The organism is Tolypothrix sp. FACHB-123 (assembly GCF_014697075.1).
In the GTDB taxonomy this organism is placed as follows: Bacteria; Cyanobacteriota; Cyanobacteriia; order Cyanobacteriales; family Nostocaceae; genus Aulosira.
On sequence record NZ_JACJRE010000030.1, the window covers coordinates 84,220 to 102,595 of the forward strand.

An 18,376-nucleotide genomic window follows, 5' to 3' on the forward strand; every position below is an offset into this window, starting at 1 on the left:
ATTTCTTAGCTTACATAGCTGAAACTGCTACTAGTAAGACTCAGATTATTCCATCCATCAATTACTCCAATTAGCTCATCTTGACTGCCATTTTCTAAGTAAAGTGCGCTATAGAAGCCCAATGAGAAACTAAATAATCCATTACTGAGGCTATAATTAGCGGCACTACCATAGAGTTGAATTTTATCACCATCAAAGGTACTGAAGTCTTCAATGAGCGCATAATCGCCTGTGCCAGAACTTAAATTATTACCATCATTGTAGTAAGCCTTAGTTCTATCACCCAGAACAAATAAATCAGCTCCAAAACCACCAGTTAAGGTATCAATTTCTCCTGCTCCAGCTAAAGTATCGTTGGGGTTGACACCAATTAGAGTGTCAATGTCTCCGTCACCAAATAATCGGTCATTACCTTTACCACCAGTCAGGGTATCGTTATTTGAGCCACCGTATAACGTATCGTTACCAGAATCTCCAAAAATCGCATCATTCCCTGAACTTGCCAAAACAGTATCATTGCCATCGCCACCATAAACAACATCATTACCCCCGCTCGGATTGATAGTGTCATTACCGCCAAATCCGTTAATGATATCTCTACCTAAAGTACCTGTAAGGAAGTTACCGAAAGAGTTACCGTTAATCACATTCCCTACTGGATTAACAGTGACGCTAAAAGTATCATCAACAGTTAAACCATTAGATGTACCACGCACAGTCACTTGTGCATTACCAAATTGATTGGGTAAATATTGCAATGTTAAAGAATTACCCACAATCGAGGCATTCACCAAGGTGTTATTGCTATTGCCGACAATCGACTTAGTAATCGCTGCTTGAGGGTTGTCAATATCATTAAATACACCGCTTAAATTGATAATGTTGTTAGCAGAACCTTGATTAACCACAACATCGGCAATTGGTGCAACTACAATTGGTGCATCATCTACAGCATCAACATTGACTGTAAAGGTATCATCAACAGTTTTGCCATTAGATGTACCAGTAATAGTAATTGTCGCAGTCCCAAATTGGTTAGGTAGATAATCCAGAGTCAAATTATTGTTAACAATGCTGGCATTAACTAAGCCACTATTGCTATTAGCTTTAACTGTCTTGGTAATGCCAGTAAGAGGGTTATCAATATCTGCGAAGACGTTACTTAAATCAATTACAGTATCTGCTGCATCCTCAGGTACTCTGACATCAGCAATTGGGTTAGCAACAGTTGGTGGCGCATCTACAACTAATCTCACCCTACCAGTATGTTGGGCAAGATCGTTAAAAGTCATCTCGACAATCTCACCGTTACGAGTCGTACTGCTTGCACCTTCGGTTATTACGCTCAATGCACCGGGATTTTTGATATCTAAGACAACTTTACCTTCACCAAAGAATGAAAATTCTAAATCTGTACCATTACCAACAACTGAAGTTAATTCGGCACGCATTGGTAGGTCAATAATCCGAGTCACATCATCTTGAGTTGTACCCAAATTGATGGTATATCGACCGCCATTACGTGGTAAAAATACCGTATCTTTATCGTAGGCATACCAACCATTAACACTTTTGATTGTTTGAGAGGGATCGATATTCAAACCAAAAGCGCCTACATCAGTAACTCCGGCAACAGTAGCAGTAATAGTATTTGCACTGGGATAATCAAGAGTTAATTGTGATTTCTCAAAAGTTCTAATGCGCTGGCTTAACTCCTCAGCCGTAATAAACTCTGTATTATCGTTGTATGCTCTGGCAATGAAATTAGTAAACATTGCCTGAGTGTAAGGCGAGCCTGAGTTATCCGTTGGATCTGTATCCCACTCTGTAGGGCCATAATCATGCCAAGGAAAATGGATGATGGCTTGGGCTGCGTGATTGGTTAAGCCAGTATATTCTTTGAGCCATTCTGCTTCCGCTTGTTGTGGTGTTAACTGGCGAAACTGCACCAGCGAAAAATCAAAGGACATGTTCGGCGCAAGATAAACATAATCCTTATTCTCCGGAAACAAAAAGCCAAAAGCATTAGGATAACCCGCACCCACACTTGCATAACCACCAGAAACATAGGATAAGTATTTCTGAAGCTCTTTGGAAACTCCTATACCTTCTGGCGCTCCGGGAATCGCTGCACCTGTAACGGTAATTCCTAATTGTTGCTCAATGACTAATTGTGATTGGTTAAATTCAAACTCTAACTTGGTAGCATATTGTGCATCAGTAAGAGTGGGACTTACAGGAGCCGACGCATTATTTTCTTTATATGTACTCTGATTTGTGTCTTCTGGGTGAGTGTAAGAGTGGGTACCAATTTCGTTTTGTAGAGCCAGGATTTGGTCATAGTAAGGCTTGGAAACAGTCCAATCAGTAAATTGCCCATTTGCTGGATTGTTACCGACGTTAATGTAGTATGACCCTACAAAGTTATAGTCATTTTTCCATTGCTCCAGAATTGGCAGCAGTTTATCGTAAACTCCTGGAGTATTTCCATTTGGATTCACATCATCAGCTTCTTGAGACTGATCCATGTCATTGCGAGAAATAAAAATACTCGCATCCCGACTCATATTTAACGCGACTTTGGGTTTCTCATCCAGAACAGCCCATTGCAATGCTTTCCACAATAAATTGTTATCCGCCATGAATCCCGGAGTACTAAAGTGGACATTTCTGCCTCCGGTTTGTGTCGCTAACACAGCATTTTCTTTCTGCCCATTTACCAGAAAATCTGCGAGAACTATGGGTGTTTTATTATCATTAGGGTCAACATCACCATAAGTGTCATAGGTAATGTTATTGTAATTGCGAATTACCTCATCCGGATTGTATCCTTGCATAACTGGATGAGTAGTAATTTCAGCGTTGAGAACACCATTAACCGGTGTGGTGCTACCACCAATTCTTTTGAGATTCAACAACTGCTCCATCCGGGTATAGGAATTTCCGGGTAAAGCATTACCGTTTTCATCGTTAGTTAAGAAATTTCCGGCGGTAATTAGACCAATGTTATATTGATAAACTGCCTGTGTTAGTGTCTCTTGAATGGCATCTAGTTTCGCCAGGGGTACATTTGCAAAGTAGGGAAATATTAGCGAATCATAATTGACAAGTTTATTGATATCAGTTAAGTCATCCTCTGTGAGAATATCAAAGGGAATGCCTGCCTGCATCGCTTGGCTTTGCATCGACAAGAACAGTTGGTGATATGCTGTTTCGCTAAAAAATTGTTTCGCCGTAGTTGCGGAAAAAACTATCCCTACCTTTTTACTCAAATCTGTTCTTGTTGGTAGATTTTGTGCCCCATATACTGTGTATTTTTGGGTAGCATAATCTCCCGGTATAAATGCCGTGTTATTAATATCCCCTATAATGTCAATTGCTTGTGGTGCCCCATTGAGCAACGATATTGGCACAGCAAATTCGACTATTTTTTTATCTGGACTAAAGCCATAGTCTAATGGTGTAAGATAATTTTCTCCATCTGCTCCTGTGTAAAGATAGGGAAGCCCGTCTGCTGCGAAGTTGACGTTATACTCTGCGCCCCCAAATTGACCATTTACTTGATAGCCTGTCGTGGAATTCCTATCTGTATTCAGCCATAATGTTGTGAACGTACCTATTGCCAGGTCATCTGTCTTTAAGGCGAAAACATAGGCATCACCTACATTGAGATCAACTGCATACTTTCCATAGATTTCAACTCCTTGTACTCCTGTTCCAGGTAAGAAATCTAATCTCTCACTTGCTGTCCAATCTTGTAAGTTTCCGTCTAGGCTGATATTTCCGTACTGTGCTGCTGCTTGTTCTAGTGTTCTGCTTTGACCATTGATGATGACTGTTGTAGTATCATCTTTGCTTTTCAATGCTGCTAGTTGAGTTGGCGTTAACTCTTTACCTTGAACTAGGGCTGAAAAAATTGCACCTTCATCGCCCTGTGCATCTTGGATATTTATTTGCGAATCTATATAGTGTCCGAGTTCTTCTATTAGTACATCAACACCTTTGGCGGGAGCGTTTAACAGTGCTTTTGATAAATAAACCGTATTATTGAAAATACCAAAAGCTCCTTGTCCACCATTAATATCCTTTGAGCTAACCATTTTAATGGTGGGTAAGCTGGAATAATTGATGATTTCATTAATTACTTTTTGAGCTTTTTCTTGATCCCAGTTTTCACCAAATGCTAAATTCATTTTTTGTGAATAATCAGCAGATGAAAAGAATTCACTAATATTATTTATTGCTCTTTTCAGCAATTCTTCCAAATCGATCACAGATAGTTCGTTAGGCATTGTATTTCATTCTCCAAAAGGTAGATGTTGCAAAAATTGTGTTTATAGAATTGATATATAATTTTTGAAATATATTCATTTACAGTCCTTTTAGCTAACACATCTGGATTTTTTAGGTATTTTAAACACCAAATCAAACTGTAAATATTCAATTTTTCCAAAAAATAATCAAATTTCTATATTGGCAAGTGATTAACAAGTCAGAATAAATCTGAATGGGTTTACCCTCTTATACTTGTAACCAAATTCCTTGTCTTCTCCAAGTTTGCTCTAGCAAAAATTTCTCTAGCATTTGTGGGGAAATAATTGATTTTTGTACTAATATTTCCCCTAATTTTTGCTGAGTAAGTGCTTGCTCTTGTAAAGCTTGTGTTAATTGAGTAGCTGAAATATTGTTGCTTTCTAGCAATAGCGCACCTAGCCGGAAATTCTCTTGTGCTAGCTGTTTTTCTAATGTAGCCAAAGCAATTAATTTTTTCTCCCAGTTTAAAGCTGTAGAGACAATGGTTGCTAAACTGTTATATTTCGGTTCCCAACCTAAAATATTGCGAATTTTATCAGAACTTGCAACCACACAAGCTGGATCTCCTGTGCGGCGTTGGTTTTCTATTACAGGAAAGTCTACTCCAGAGATTTTCTGCACCATCTTTAAAACTTCCCGCACGCTATAGCCTTGGCCATAGCCACAGTTGAATATTTGACTCTCATTTCCTGCTTCTAGATAGCGCAATGCATCTACATGGGCTGTAGCTAAATCTTCTACATGAATGTAATCTCTAATTCCAGTTCCATCTGGAGTGGGAAAGTCTGTCCCAAAGATACTGACGGAGGGACGACGACCTAAAGCTGCATCACAAGCTACTTTAATTAAGTGTTCGGCTTTCTTTGCAGATTGACCTAACTTTCCTGTAGTATCTGCACCAGCGACATTAAAGTAACGCAAGATTACGTACTTTAATTCTGATGCTTGCGCAAAGTCTTGGATAATTTGTTCGCTCATGAGTTTGGAGCGACCATAGGGGTTCATCGGTTTGGTCGATGATAACTCTGTGACGAGATTTTCATCAGGTTGACCGTAAACCGCAGCCGTACTAGAAAAAATTATTTTTTTAACATCGAATAATTGACAACAATGTAATAAATTCAGCGTATTACAAGTATTATTCTTATAGTAATCCAGAGGTTTTACTATTGATTCCGGTACAGATAGATAGGCTGCAAAATGCAAGACTGCATCAAATTTATGTTGACTAAAAGTTTGAGCTAATAGTTTTTGATCGTCAAGGCTACCAATAACTAATTCTCCATAGATGACCGATGCAGCAGAACCACTAGAGAGATTGTCATAAACCACTACATCATAACCAGCTTCTCCTAGTTGACGGACGGTATGGGAGCCGATATAACCTGCGCCTCCAGTGACTAATACTTTTTTAGACATTGTTTTTTACCTGAATGAAAGTAAACATAATTTTTAAAACCAATAAATAAATTTTTCTGTTTATGCATCAAAAATTTGGCTAGAAGGCAAATTGTTTGTCTTCTATGCCAAAATTTTGTTTTAACAGCAGATTCTCAACCAATCACTTAGAGTATTTAGAGTTTTTTAGTGCATCTCTAGAATTTCAGGTTCTAGTAGCAAGTTTTGAGCAAGAAATTGCAATTTTACGACAATTTGAGATTAATTATTAATTTGGTTGATATCATACCTTTATTGTCTTACGTAAATACTTATTAGACCATAAACTACAGGTAAATTTTTCAATGTTTGTTTTTTGATTTTGTGTTGAAAATGCAAATTATATGTTATTGCTCAGCAAAAAAAAAATATTCTGTTCTTCACAATAATTTTGTTGATTTTATGCTATTACTTTTCAGCATCATTATTTCCTAATTTTAGGAGAACATTGAACTAGGTTAAGTATTGTTTAAGCAAGTTCTATTAAAATTAGGCTTGGCAGTTTTCATAATATCAATTGCCGCTATTTAAGATATTACAATTCATATAAAGAATCAATAAACTATCTATAAAGTATTCGTTAAGAGCAGTAAAAATACTAACTTAACTTTCTTCAGATTTTCCTCATTTTTTTGTGATGGCTTGCCTTTGAACAGCTAATTAGCATGTTGTAATCAAGCTATATCGCCAACATAGTAAGACTCTGGTAAATTTAAAAAACTATTATGAAAGGATTTTTTCATCGGTTTTCATGATAGCTTTATTAATATTATTGACTAATCAATTTATAATCATTCAGGTGCCAATACTAGCCTAAATTTGGACATTGGGCGCTGTGACATTCAAATTTACTGTTAACTGATTTTAGGCTGGTGAAATTTCCATATAGATTAATGTAAATAATTGTGATATTTCTGCAAACTTTTATTTTTGATGTACTCACTACTATATGGGTAGTGATGTTGTTTGTAATGGTCTTTATTTGGCTCCCCAGCAAAGTTTTTATTTTTTCAGATAAAATATCTTGGGATAGTCGAATAGTTGGTAGCTGCTCGCGAATAGTGTTAGTTACTTTATTTGGGGTTTGGCTACTGAGTGCGTTGCATTTGTTTAGCTGGTTTACGCTGGTATTTTTATATGGTGGTTGTTTTTTACTGCGCTGGTTACATCACCATAATTGGCGTGTTAAAAAACAGTTGCATCTGATAAGCCAGAGGGTAGGATGTATTGTTTTAGATGCGCTCGATCAAGGCTTTTTACCAAAAATTCGTCAGGGTTGGCAGAGAATTCTCCAGTTTGGGAAAGAAGAATTAGCGATGGTGGAGAAATTAATCGCGATCGCACTTTCACGAAATATCCTAGAGGTTCTACTAATCACAGTGATCCTGACCTTTGCTGTATTATTGCGGTTTGAGCATCCCTTACGAGAACTACGGTTTGGTAATCCTGATAGTTATGGGGTGTTACTAGCTACCAGACAAATTATCGCTGGGGATTGGCCGGGACAAATTCACTCTTTTCCCATGTTGTCTACTTTAGGGAGTGTCTTATCTCTGTTAGGGGCGATTGATGCTATGCAAGTTATTCGCTTTCTCAACCCCCTGTTAGGTTGTGTGTTGGTGCTAAGTGTTGGCTATAGTCTGGGCGTAATTTCTCAAAATAGAACAGCAGCCTTTGGTGCTATGTATAGCTTAGGGGCTTATCTGTTCACTTCTCATCTAGAATTATCTCAGGTGACGCCGCTATGGTTACAACAATGGCTGACAACGGTGACAGAAAGTTTAAATTCCTCCTTAATTCGTCAATGGGCTGGGGGTAACTTAGAAATAGGCGCGATATTTCTAGTTTTAGGATTAGCACGAGGTTGGGAAGCATCGAGAAGTTCACACCGTCGAGATGCTGTGATTGATACAGTTTGTTGCTTGACGATTGTAGCGATCGCAAAACCAACCTTGTTAATTTTGGCATTGATCGGCGGAATGAGCTTTTTCGCTGGCGGGAGATTAGCATTGACTATTATTACTACCAGTTGGATAGTCTTGGCTTTAGTCTATGCTTTGCCGGAAAATCCCTTAGGATGGGAAAACAGTTTTTTACTCACCCTACCCATAGGACTTAGCTGGCTTTGGGGATTGGCGTTAATCCCCATCATCTGGTTGCTGAGTTTGGTATTGGGTTTGTGGTCTGAGATTATCTGCTTGATTTTGGTATTTGCGATCGCAGTTAATTTTTTGTTGCCAAATCCGCCTAAAATTACCTATCTAGAATATGAGATGGCTGCACGTAAAACCCTAGAATTAAGAGTCAGATTTCCCATTAAGCGCTGGATGATTGTCGCCCCCGTGGAACAACTAGCAGAAAGTTATGGTGCGGGTTGGTATGAGGATCTGGGTTTATTTGTCGAGAAGTATGCTGCTAAAGTTAGCAATTCTGATTTTCACTTTCGTTATTCCGTAGCAAATATGTTTATTGTGGTGGAAAAACGACCCTTGGCGACGGGAATTAGTGAAAATCAAACACTTCCCTATTCGGTTTTATCTGACCCTACCTATCGTCATTATCGTTCATCCGCAGGGCGTGCAAGCCTAGAATTTACGGCATTGCAGATGTGTGAAACTTATCGTCACCTCCATCCACAAGATGTGGCTATTTATTATGAAGATCGGGACTTGAGAATCTATCAAGTTCAGCTTCCTGAAGACCTCTGAACTTTTTGATTTAAAGAACGGATATGATTTACTTCCTCTTCCCAATAAGAGGGTAAGCTGTTCCAAGGATCTTTGTCAGGATTATCTGGACTATCATCCGTGACATAGATATATTGGATATTGCGTGCCACAGCTTGATTGATATGTTGTTTCATTGTTGCTGCATCAGGAACGGTGTGAATTAAACAGGAAAAATGTTTCGGCTCATAATTTTTGACATAGGACTGAAGTTGGTATTGATTCCAAGCCTTTGAATAATTTTCAAAAATTACTAAATTATCACCAGCCGGTCGAGTTAGGTAACCTGGATCGGTTTGAGTCCCTTGGTTGAGTACAACCATTTGCAGTTTAGGCTGAGTTTTAATGTGTTTGTAAATTTCCTGGTAGTAGTTGAGCTTATCTGGGCTACTTGCAGCTTCATCTAAAAAAATTCCATCAAGATGAAAATGGGTAGCGTAGATATCAATATCAGCTTTGACTTCATTAATATTGCGCTTACCATAATTTGTCGCTACATAACCCAGGATTGTTACACCTCCTTGTTTGAGGTCTTGAATACCTCTTTTATAATCTCTGTTTGGTGGGCCATTATCGGGGCCATTATTGGGATTAATAATTGCAGTAATTGGTACTTGACTAGCAGCCGCAGCGACTTTCGGCCAGGTATAGGTAGGGGGATTATACCAAGTAGGGTAAGAATAGAGAGGAATGAGAATTTTGGTTTGCGCAGTGGCAGTTTCTTGCTTGATGGCACTACAAGCTAAAGAAGCTGTCAATAAAGTACTCATAATTAATTTACGTGGAATTAAAGATAGCTGGCGGGAGGTGTTATTTCTCATTGGTAAGAGGTTGAAGTCTATTTACGTTTTGTTATTTCGACTCTGCTTACTGAAAGTTCGCGTAGCGTCTCGCAGAGAAGTCGAAGTGAGCAGAGGGAAAACTGCGGTTGTTGCACTTGTTTACTTAGAATTTACTTAGAAGATGCGATCGCCAATTCTTTTTTGGGTGTTGTGTCTTTTCTTACTCCCTGTGTGAGATGATAATAAGTATCTAGGTGGGCATCTAAGAATTTTTGCTGTGTAAATAGCTTTATGGCGCGTTCATAGGCTCGCTGACCGAATTTTCGCCTTTCTTCTTCAGGTAATTCAAGTAGCTGTAAAATCGCCGCAGCTAGGGCTTGTGGGCGATGGGCTTGTACCATCAATCCTGTATTATCTAATGCTTCGCTCACGCCACCCACATCAGTAGAAACAATGGTAGCACCCGAAAGCATAGCTTCAATAAGCGCGTAAGGGAAACCTTCGGAAATACTCGACATCGCCACCACATCGGCTTCACTGTATGCGCGCCAAGGTTCGCTGGTGAATCCGGCAAAGTTAATATTTTCTTCTAATTTATGGGTGCGAACCAGTTCTTGACATTGGGCAAAATACTTTTCATCGGAAGGACGACCATAGAAGCGAAATTCCACATTGGGGATTTTCTCGCGGACAATAGCAGCTGCGGCGATCAAATCTAGTTGTCCTTTGAGGGGGAAAATCAAGCCCATGTTCATGACTTGAGGACGTTCTTTTTTCACTGGCGGGGTAGGATGATAAATATTCGGATCGGCTCCGTTATAAATTACCTTGATTTTATGGTCAGGTATACCCCACCAACGCTCCCAACGAGCATTGTATTCGCACACGGGAGAAACTTGATCGGCGTAGTGGTAGTTAACTTTAACTACGGCTCCCATTAAGCGATATAAAAATTGTCGTACAAAGAGGGAGGGAATACTGCGGTTTAAGTTGAGATACTGCTCTCGGATATTGATACCATGTTCTGTTAGCAAGTAAGGCGTGCCTCGTTCTAACTTGGCAATGACACAAGGTAAGCTACAAAAACCAGCAGATGAAGCATGGGTAATATCTGTTTTGGGGACAGGAAGATGAATAGGGATGAGAAACCGATAAAGTAGGCGCATGGCCTCCGTCTGTTCTAGAAGGGTGACGGTGCTAGGATTTACTAAAGGATGCCAATGAGTAGAGGTTAATTGTTGAAAAGTTGACCATACCTGTTTTGACTCCATTGTTTTGTGGTAGTCATAACGCTGAAAATATTTATAAATAGCTAGGATGAGGTAGCCTAATTTTTCAATATCTGCTTGGCCAAAGAGGATGGCTGTTAAAAAACTCTCAAATAAAGGGATAAATTGGCTGGAAATTACTCTGTTGTTAGTGGCGATTTTGCTTTTGAAGGCTTGAGAAAAGGGAAAGCGCCAAGAGTATTCTACAGGGTCTTCTGTACCCCACAAGGGTACTTTGACTAGTTGCTTGATATTATCAGGCAATTTATAGCGTAACTCTAGGTATGGATTAGCCGCGATCGCAAATACATGAAAATCTATCTCTGGTAGTTGGCTGATTAAAACATCGCACCAGGTACTAACACCACCTTTATGATACGGATACGTCCCTTCCGTAGTTAATAATACAGAGAGTTTCTTCATCAATATTACTCTTTTAAAAACTGGATAGATGCCATTTGCCCCACTAGTAAAGCATCTTCAGGATTTTCAAACTGGATCTCAACACTGTGATTCATATTCTCTGCGGGTATAGGATTAATCGTGATGATTTTTCCTGTAAATTTCTGCGCAGTTTTACCGACACCGACTTTCACAGTGGCTTTTTGACCTGGACGTAGAGCATTAATGATGCGTGCATTCACCAATACTTCCACGTTGAGGTACTTAAGTTGAGCCAATTCTAATAGGGGATTGCCAGTAAAGATTTGATCGCCTATTTTCACTGGTACTTGTACCACTACGCCTGATGTTGTTGCCTTGACTATGGTATTTGTCGATGGCATTTGTCGTTGGAATAGCTGAGTTGCTTGTTGCCGAATTAATTTTAATCGTTCGGTGGCTTGTTGCGATTCTAAACGCAGATTTTTTAATTGTTGCTCTAGTTCTTGGCGCTTGAGTTTTTGTTGTTCTAGGGAAACTTGACGCTGTAACTGAGATTTCTGCTTTTTGGCGCGTTCTAAATCGTTTGCAGTAGCCGCAGCAGTTATAGCTACTTGATAATCTGCTTTAGCGACTTTCATATCTGCTTCTGCTTGCTCAAACTGATCTTTGGCGATCGCGCCTTGTTGATATAATTGTCTAAACCGACGCACTCGTGATTGCGCTCTTTCGTAAATGGCTTTGGTTCTTTCTACCGAATCTTGTCTTTGGGGTAAAGGTAGTTTATCAGCTTCGCTCTGCGATAAGGATAGCTCTAAATCTGCATCGGCTATCTTTTCCGCTAGAGGGGTTTCGTTCTGCTTGATATCGCTAATTTTCTGTTCCCAGATCAATACTTTTTGTTGCGCTGCCTGCTGTTGTTGGAGTGCTGTTTGTTCTTGTTGTAGCAGGCTTTGGCGTTGCTGCAAAATTTGTTCAATTTCCCTGTCACCCTCTGGATTTTTTACCAGCATGAGGGGTTGATTGAGTTGTATGCGATCGCCAATATTGATATTAATCTTTTCTACGATTGAAGGGCTAGAAGCGGCGATTTTGACTATCTTTGCGGGCTTCACTTTACCGCTAAATTCCGTACCCATCAAGGCTGATTGCTGTTGCAAATGACTCAAAGATGGTAGCGGCGTTCTCAAGGCTTGGCGGATCAGATATATACCAGTTGTTCCGCCTACAGCAATCATGAGTAAGATGAATAATTGCTGCCAACCTATTTGTTTAGGTGATGGTGGATGGACTTCACTAGGAACCTCTTTTTGCTTGCTTGGTAGTAGGGTTAATTTTCCGACTGACTTCAAATCAGATGGATGATCTGCTGGTAAGGCGAATTTTCTTTCTGCTACAGGAAGTTTAACTGTAGATTCTCCATAAGCTGAGTTTGCAGAGACTGAGCTAGCTACAGGAACTTTCACCAGTGACTCTTCTGGAAAATGAGCTTCTAACTCACTATAACTTTCACAAAAAAAACGCATGGAATCGCGAAATTCTTCAGCCGATGCATCTTTGAGCAGATAGCCCATTGCTCCTGCATCCAAGGCTTCATGGATATATTCGTCGCGATCGTCACTACTTAACAACAGGACTTTAACTAGTGGAAATCGCTGACAGATAGTCTGAGTTACCCGCACTCCATCTAGGCGGAGTGTATCTATATCTATCAGGACTATATCAGGCTGTAAAGTGGCTACTTGCTCAATCGGATTTTTTCCTTTTGGAGTCTTAGCTATTACCTGTAAATCCAAAACTGGATCTAGTAGAGCTTCCAAGTATCTTCTAATACAATTTTGGTCATCGACCAGCAATACACTAACCATATAAATATATATCTGCTATCACTAAAAGTGTGTAAGTAATTCATTGTTGTCTGGGGTGCAAAATTGAGATATTATGTTATTAATTAACAACACTTACCTCTGTATATTCTGGTTAAATTTGTATATCGCCCCATCAACATTACGTACAATTCAGTCTCTGATGATAATAATTTTTTACAGAGAATATAGATAATTATATATACTTAAGTAGTCAGATTTAATAAGAATTAGTAAAGATTGCTGGTGTATCATTATCGTTTTTGTGTTGACTTTCAATTAGAGTGTTACTTGCTTTCAGCAGCTATTGCTATTCCTCGCTAAAACTGCTGAAAGTGTATTTATATCAATTATTCAGGTGTTTTTTGTTACACCAAAATTCCTAATTTTAAGTCAAGTTAAGATACTCAATATCTCTGAAATTTTGCATATCTAATTGCCCCTGATATATATTTCGTTGCACCGAGTGAATTTATTGATTATCTAATCCTCAGAAATTAATTAGGAAAAGAAAATTCAGTATTTTTTGGATTTTAACATGAAGTCACTTTTATAAATTAGCAATAACTAGGAAAAAGTTAGTCGATTTATCAGTAATTGATGAATTGCTATATGAAAGTGTGGGAAAAATCAAAGATTAATTTAAGGTTAAAAATTGCGATCGCTTTTTTAACCATTCTGCTTTCTTGTCATGATTAATTGACAAGTAATCTATAGTAATAAAATAGGGAATATAGAAAAATGACCAATGATAATTAATCATTGGTCATCCATTGGGAAAGATTACGGACTACATTTTTGATAAATGCTAAATGTCAAGAATTGTTCAAAAAAATTCACAGAAATTCTTTGATAAACATCACAGTTGCGTAGAATTGGAAGTCGATGTTCTTCTTTTTGCTAAAACCGTGTCCTTCATCCTTAGCCATCAAATACCAGACTGGAACTTGATTATTTTTAACTATTGCTACAATTTGTTCGGCTTCATTGAGAGGAACGCGGGGGTCATTTTTACCGTGAATCACGAATAGCGGCTTCTTAATGCTACTGGCATTATTCACAGGGGAAATTTTCAGCAAAAATTCTCGCATTTTGGGATCGCGTTCATCACCGTATTCTACTCGTCGCAAATCACGCCGATAACCTTCGGTTTTTTCAAGGAAAGTGACGAAGTTAGAAATACCAACTATATCAATAGAAGCACGGATGAGATTGCTATATTTAGTGGCAACGGCTAAGGACATATAACCACCGTAGCTTCCGCCTGTAACTAAAATCCGGTCTTTATCTAAGTCTGGTTGGGTAGCAATCCAGTCTAATAATGCACCGATATCTTTGACAGAGTCTTCTCGTTTATAGCCATTGTCTAACTTTAAGAAGGTTTTACCGTAACCAGTCGAACCCCTGACATTAGGATAGAGTATCGCCACACCTAATTCATTGAGATAGTAGTTACTCCGACCCAAGAATGATGGACGAGATTGGCCTTCAGGGCCTCCATGAATATCAATAATGACTGGGTGCTTACCTTTAAACTTACCAGGGGGACGATACAAAAAGCCAGAGATAGTTCTATCATCGAAACTCTTCCAGCGGATGAGTTGGGCTTCGGGGAAATTATCTGTCTTTAAGCCGCCTGTCTCGCTTTCTGTCCAGCGTTCGATTTTGTTGGTGAGAATATTTAAGGAGTAAACATCAGCGGGTGTGCGGGACGATACTAAAGTAAAGCCTAAATCTTGGTTATTGCGATGCCAATTGACTCCATATATATTACCTACTGGTAACTTTGGCAGTGGTTTTTCTTTACCTGTGGCTGTTTCTAACAGATGTAATACACTAGCCCCGTCTTCATTAGTGACAAAGGCAATAAGTTTACCATCATAGGAAAGGTCGAAGTCTTCAACGTTCCAAGGGATATTACTTGTGAGGTATGTATGTTTTAATGTAGCTAAGTCAACGTATGCCAAGCGGGAAAATTCAAAGTCGCGGTCAGTGATGACATACAAACCCTTACCATCTTTACTAAATAAGCCACCATAATAGGCGACTTTTTCTTTACCACCCTTAGGTGTAATTAATTTCTTCTCACCTGATTGAGTGTCAATTAACCACAGATAACTTTCATTGACAGAAATATATTCCAGTGCCAAAAATTGCCCATCGCTTGGCGACCAGTCTAAACCACCCCAACCGCCGCCTTCAACCTGTGCTAACAGGCGATCGCTTTTCGGATTTTGCGGATCTATAATGTAAAAATCATTATCTTTACCCGTGCGTCTAGTGGAAGTGTAGATCATGCGTTCGCCCTGATTTGACCACACACCCCGACTGTTTTTCGACTTCCCATCAGTCAACAGGGTAATTTCCCCCGTGGCTAATTCATAATGGTAATTTTGGTTAAATTCATTACCACCAGTATCTTTACTAAAGACAAAATAACTTCCCGCAGTCGGCTGAAAACTTCCACCTCCCACTCGTTCTGGAAAAAATGTTAACTGCTGGCGACTCCCTAGGGGAAATTTGACTAAGTGTATTTGGGGAACATCACCAAAGCGGGTGGAAATCAACATTTCCCGGCGACTAGGATGCCAACTAGCAAGGCTAGCAGCACGAAACTGGGTATAACGATCTACTGTTTCGGCTATAGATGCAGGTATTGGGGGAATACCATCAGTAACAAGGTTCTCTCCAGGATTAACAGTAGGATTTTGCGCGGAAACCATGAGAATAGGTAGTAGCAATACTGCAATGAATGTAGTTAAAAACCGGGAAAAAAATCGCATTCACTAAATATGGCAGCTTGTTGCCGTAATAAAAAAATATTTAGGGTACATCTAACCCAAAAGTAAGAATACCTGGTTTTTTCGGATTCTGGCAATGCTATTAAATTCCGCGATCGCGTTCTAAATCGGCTATCACTTTTTGCAAATACCACTCTTGGGGCATTTGCGGATAGTAGTCTTTCTTTTGCTCAATTAATCTTTGGGCTATTTCCCATTGTCCACCAACTAGGTGTAATAATCGCTGGCGGAGAAGATTATATTTCTGGTTTGTATTTTCTGGGAATGACTTTTGAATTTTATTCAGACTATCTAGAACTATTTGATAGTTATCCCAATCTTCTTTTTCGAGAAACAGACTTGCAGCTTTTTGATAATCGGCAATAGCCGGCTGCATTTCTTCTAAATGAGTATGGGCAATACCCCGATTATAGTAAGCTTGGGCATCTTGGGGATTAATTTGTATGGCTTGGGAATAGTCAGTAATTGCACCAAGATAGTTGCTGGTGGCACGATAAGCATTACCTCTAGCAACATAGACTAAGGCATCTTCGGGTTCAATTTGCAGTGCAGAGTTATAATCAGCGATCGCACCTTGATAATCGCCTAAGGCACAGCGGGCTTTACCTCGGTTACGATAAACAATAGCATCGATAAAATTTAATTTAATGGCTTGATTAAAATCAGCGATCGCGTCTTGATAGTTACCCATTTTGCAACGCACTACCCCCCGACAGCAATAAGCTTGTGCATCTTGAGGATCGGCTTTTAATACCCAGTTTAAATCTGCGATCGCTTCTTGGGTATCTCCCTTTTCTGCCTTCTCTAATAGTTGCCGAAAATATTCCTTTTGGGATGTGATAGTGACGCTAGGCGAACTAATCTGCTCAACCGCTGGTTTTGCTGCTGGTGATTGTAGTTGTTTAATTCTTTCTAAACACAGACGACAATTTTCTTTATCCTGTTGTGCGAGATACAATTCTGCGGCTTGTTTAAAATTAGCGATCGCATCATGAATATACCCTTGTTTGCGGCGTACCATCCCCCGCAAACTATAAGCTGCGGCATAATGAGAATTCAGGCGAATTGCACGTTCAACATCTTCCAACGCCCCTGGCAAATTTTTTAATGCCACCCTAGCCAAGGCGCGAGAGTAGTATGCTTCCATATTTTCAGGATTTAGCTTGATGACTTCGGTGTAATCAGACACAGCTTGGAGAATTGCCCCTGAGTCATAATATGCCAACCCTCTCTGAAAATAAGCCTCAGGAAAGTAGGGTATCTGCTGTAAAGCACGATTAAATTCCTCAATTGCGCCAGCGTAGTCTTTTTGCTTAGCTTTTTCCAAGCCTCGATTATAAAATTCATTATTCATAGCTGTGATTCACCTAACTCAGTCAGTTATGGCTATGGTAAGTATTCACCGTGACTCTAGCTTATTTCCTATGTTAATAACTTGAACTAAGTATCAGGCGTTGCACAGCGCGATCGCAAAAGTTATCAAACTCTCTGAAAAAACTTCTGCGACCTGAGCCTTGGGAAAAATCAATATCATATTAAGGTATTTCAGTCAATACACGGTCGGAAATTTTTAAGATAAAATGTGAGTAAATAACCCGTATCAAGTGAAGAAGACGGAGAAGCGATCGCGTCTTATCTTCTGTGCGATCGCTAATACTATTAAATGCAACTGCGGATGAATACTTGCGATAATCACTAGCTCATCCGTTGCTAACATTAAGCGTGAAAATAAGACAAATAACTGTTAATAAATAAATTTGAGGAGTCAAAACAATGACAAGTATTAGTTCTAGAAAGCCAACTCAAAAGATATCAAAAGTATCAAACGACCTTTTAGAAAGAATTACCGATGAATTTATCAATATATTAAGGAGAAAACCAGGCCCAGACGTATTTGATTGGTCAACAAAAAAAGATTATCATGGATTTGAAAAAACCTTGGTACGCAAAGACATATTGCAGCCGTTTATAGAACAATACAACCTAGCACCAGAGGCACTAGAAATTTCCATAGTTCGCATTAAAAGTAATTACCCTGGTTCTGTACATGTTCATCCAATAGCCCATGCTTTGTGCCCAATACTTGGAGAAGTGGAAGGTTTTCCTAACCCAGTTAATGCTTACGCTTTGGTAGAAGAGAATTGGTCGCCAGTTTCAGAGTCAGATAGTATGGGTATAGCAGCAGGTAAGGGTAAATGGTTTCCTATTAATGCTGGAGATAGAGTTTACAATCCCACGAATGTTGCTCATGGTTTTACTGTACAAGGCGAGGGACAATGTTATTTCGTGTGTATTCAATCCCCAAATATTGACCAAGCCACACATGATGATTGGCTTCCTGCCAAAGTTAACTAAAATTATTGGTAGGATTTGAGTCAGTCAAATAATCTGTAAAAATGTCAAAATCCAACTTCATTTAATGAATTACAGTAGTTGAAAATTAAAACCAAAGATAAACACAAATAGTTATATATGTTTATCTTTGGTTCTATTATTTAATACTATTAATTAGCAAGCAAACTAGGAGAAGTTAGGACAAAAACATCTCTTGTGCCCTGACCATCAATCTCTGGTTTAATAGGAGCAGTATAGTGGAGAAATTCATGGTCATTGACTAATAAAAGTTCTCCAGGATTGAGAATTTTACTAAAAATAGGCTTTTCCTGGTTAGCAATGTATAGATGTGTTTCGCCACCGACAATAAGCTGTTCAGCATTTAAATAGGGTATAATAAAAAGCCGAATTCAGTCAAAAAATGGAATAATGCCAGCAAAAAATCATTTAACTTCCCAGCAAATAGAG

General features: G+C 39.1%; 10 protein-coding genes and 1 pseudogene. 2 read left to right on the forward strand and 9 right to left on the reverse strand.

Annotated elements, in window-relative coordinates; translation table 11 throughout:
- Window positions 1–5: 5 nt before the first annotated feature.
- Entirely contained in the window at window positions 6–4,292 is a 4,287-nt protein-coding gene (locus H6G41_RS19805) for a polysaccharide deacetylase (RefSeq protein ID WP_190747889.1), read from the reverse strand.
- Window positions 4,293–4,521: 229 nt separating this feature from the next.
- The gene (gene galE / locus H6G41_RS19810; protein WP_190747890.1) at window positions 4,522–5,733 is read right to left on the reverse strand and encodes a UDP-glucose 4-epimerase GalE; all 1,212 of its coding nucleotides are present in this window, start codon (window positions 5,731–5,733) and stop codon (window positions 4,522–4,524) included.
- A gap of 1,079 nt (window positions 5,734–6,812) precedes the next feature.
- Here galE and H6G41_RS19815 point away from each other — a divergent pair.
- Window positions 6,813–8,459 (forward strand): hypothetical protein, encoded by a 1,647-nt coding sequence (locus H6G41_RS19815; protein WP_190747891.1) that lies wholly within the window; start codon window positions 6,813–6,815, stop codon window positions 8,457–8,459.
- Here the strand turns inward: H6G41_RS19815 and H6G41_RS19820 are convergent.
- The 6 genes from H6G41_RS19820 to H6G41_RS19840 form a co-directional block, all read right to left on the reverse strand.
- Window positions 8,438–9,298 carry a spherulation-specific family 4 protein gene (locus tag H6G41_RS19820; protein WP_199316225.1) on the reverse strand — a complete coding sequence of 287 codons (861 nt, stop codon included), beginning with the start codon at window positions 9,296–9,298 and terminating at the stop codon, window positions 8,438–8,440. The two genes, H6G41_RS19815 and H6G41_RS19820, sit on opposite strands and share 22 nt — an antisense overlap.
- A gap of 131 nt (window positions 9,299–9,429) precedes the next feature.
- A complete protein-coding gene (gene pelF / locus H6G41_RS19825; protein WP_190747893.1) occupies window positions 9,430–10,950 on the reverse strand; it encodes a GT4 family glycosyltransferase PelF in 1,521 nt (506 codons plus the stop codon).
- A gap of 5 nt (window positions 10,951–10,955) precedes the next feature.
- Window positions 10,956–12,776, reverse strand: a complete 1,821-nt coding sequence (locus H6G41_RS19830; protein ID WP_190747894.1) for a response regulator — start codon at window positions 12,774–12,776, stop codon at window positions 10,956–10,958.
- A gap of 634 nt (window positions 12,777–13,410) precedes the next feature.
- Window positions 13,411–13,536 carry a hypothetical protein gene (locus H6G41_RS35810; RefSeq protein WP_277878160.1) on the reverse strand — a complete coding sequence of 42 codons (126 nt, stop codon included), beginning with the start codon at window positions 13,534–13,536 and terminating at the stop codon, window positions 13,411–13,413.
- Between the two features lie 73 nt (window positions 13,537–13,609).
- On the reverse strand, window positions 13,610–15,556 hold the full coding sequence (locus H6G41_RS19835) for a S9 family peptidase (RefSeq protein WP_190747895.1): 1,947 nt from the start codon (window positions 15,554–15,556) through the stop codon (window positions 13,610–13,612).
- A gap of 100 nt (window positions 15,557–15,656) precedes the next feature.
- A complete protein-coding gene (locus tag H6G41_RS19840; protein ID WP_190747896.1) occupies window positions 15,657–16,928 on the reverse strand; it encodes a tetratricopeptide repeat protein in 1,272 nt (423 codons plus the stop codon).
- Between the two features lie 419 nt (window positions 16,929–17,347).
- Here H6G41_RS19840 and H6G41_RS19845 point away from each other — a divergent pair, with 419 nt between their 5' ends.
- Window positions 17,348–17,929: a hypothetical protein gene (locus H6G41_RS19845; RefSeq protein WP_190747897.1), complete on the forward strand. Its 582-nt coding sequence runs from the start codon at window positions 17,348–17,350 to the stop codon at window positions 17,927–17,929.
- A 149-nt stretch (window positions 17,930–18,078) separates the two neighbouring features.
- Here the strand turns inward: H6G41_RS19845 and H6G41_RS19850 are convergent.
- Window positions 18,079–18,276, reverse strand: a pseudogene (locus H6G41_RS19850) (2OG-Fe dioxygenase family protein); the annotation flags it as partial.
- Window positions 18,277–18,376: the final 100 nt, after the last annotated feature.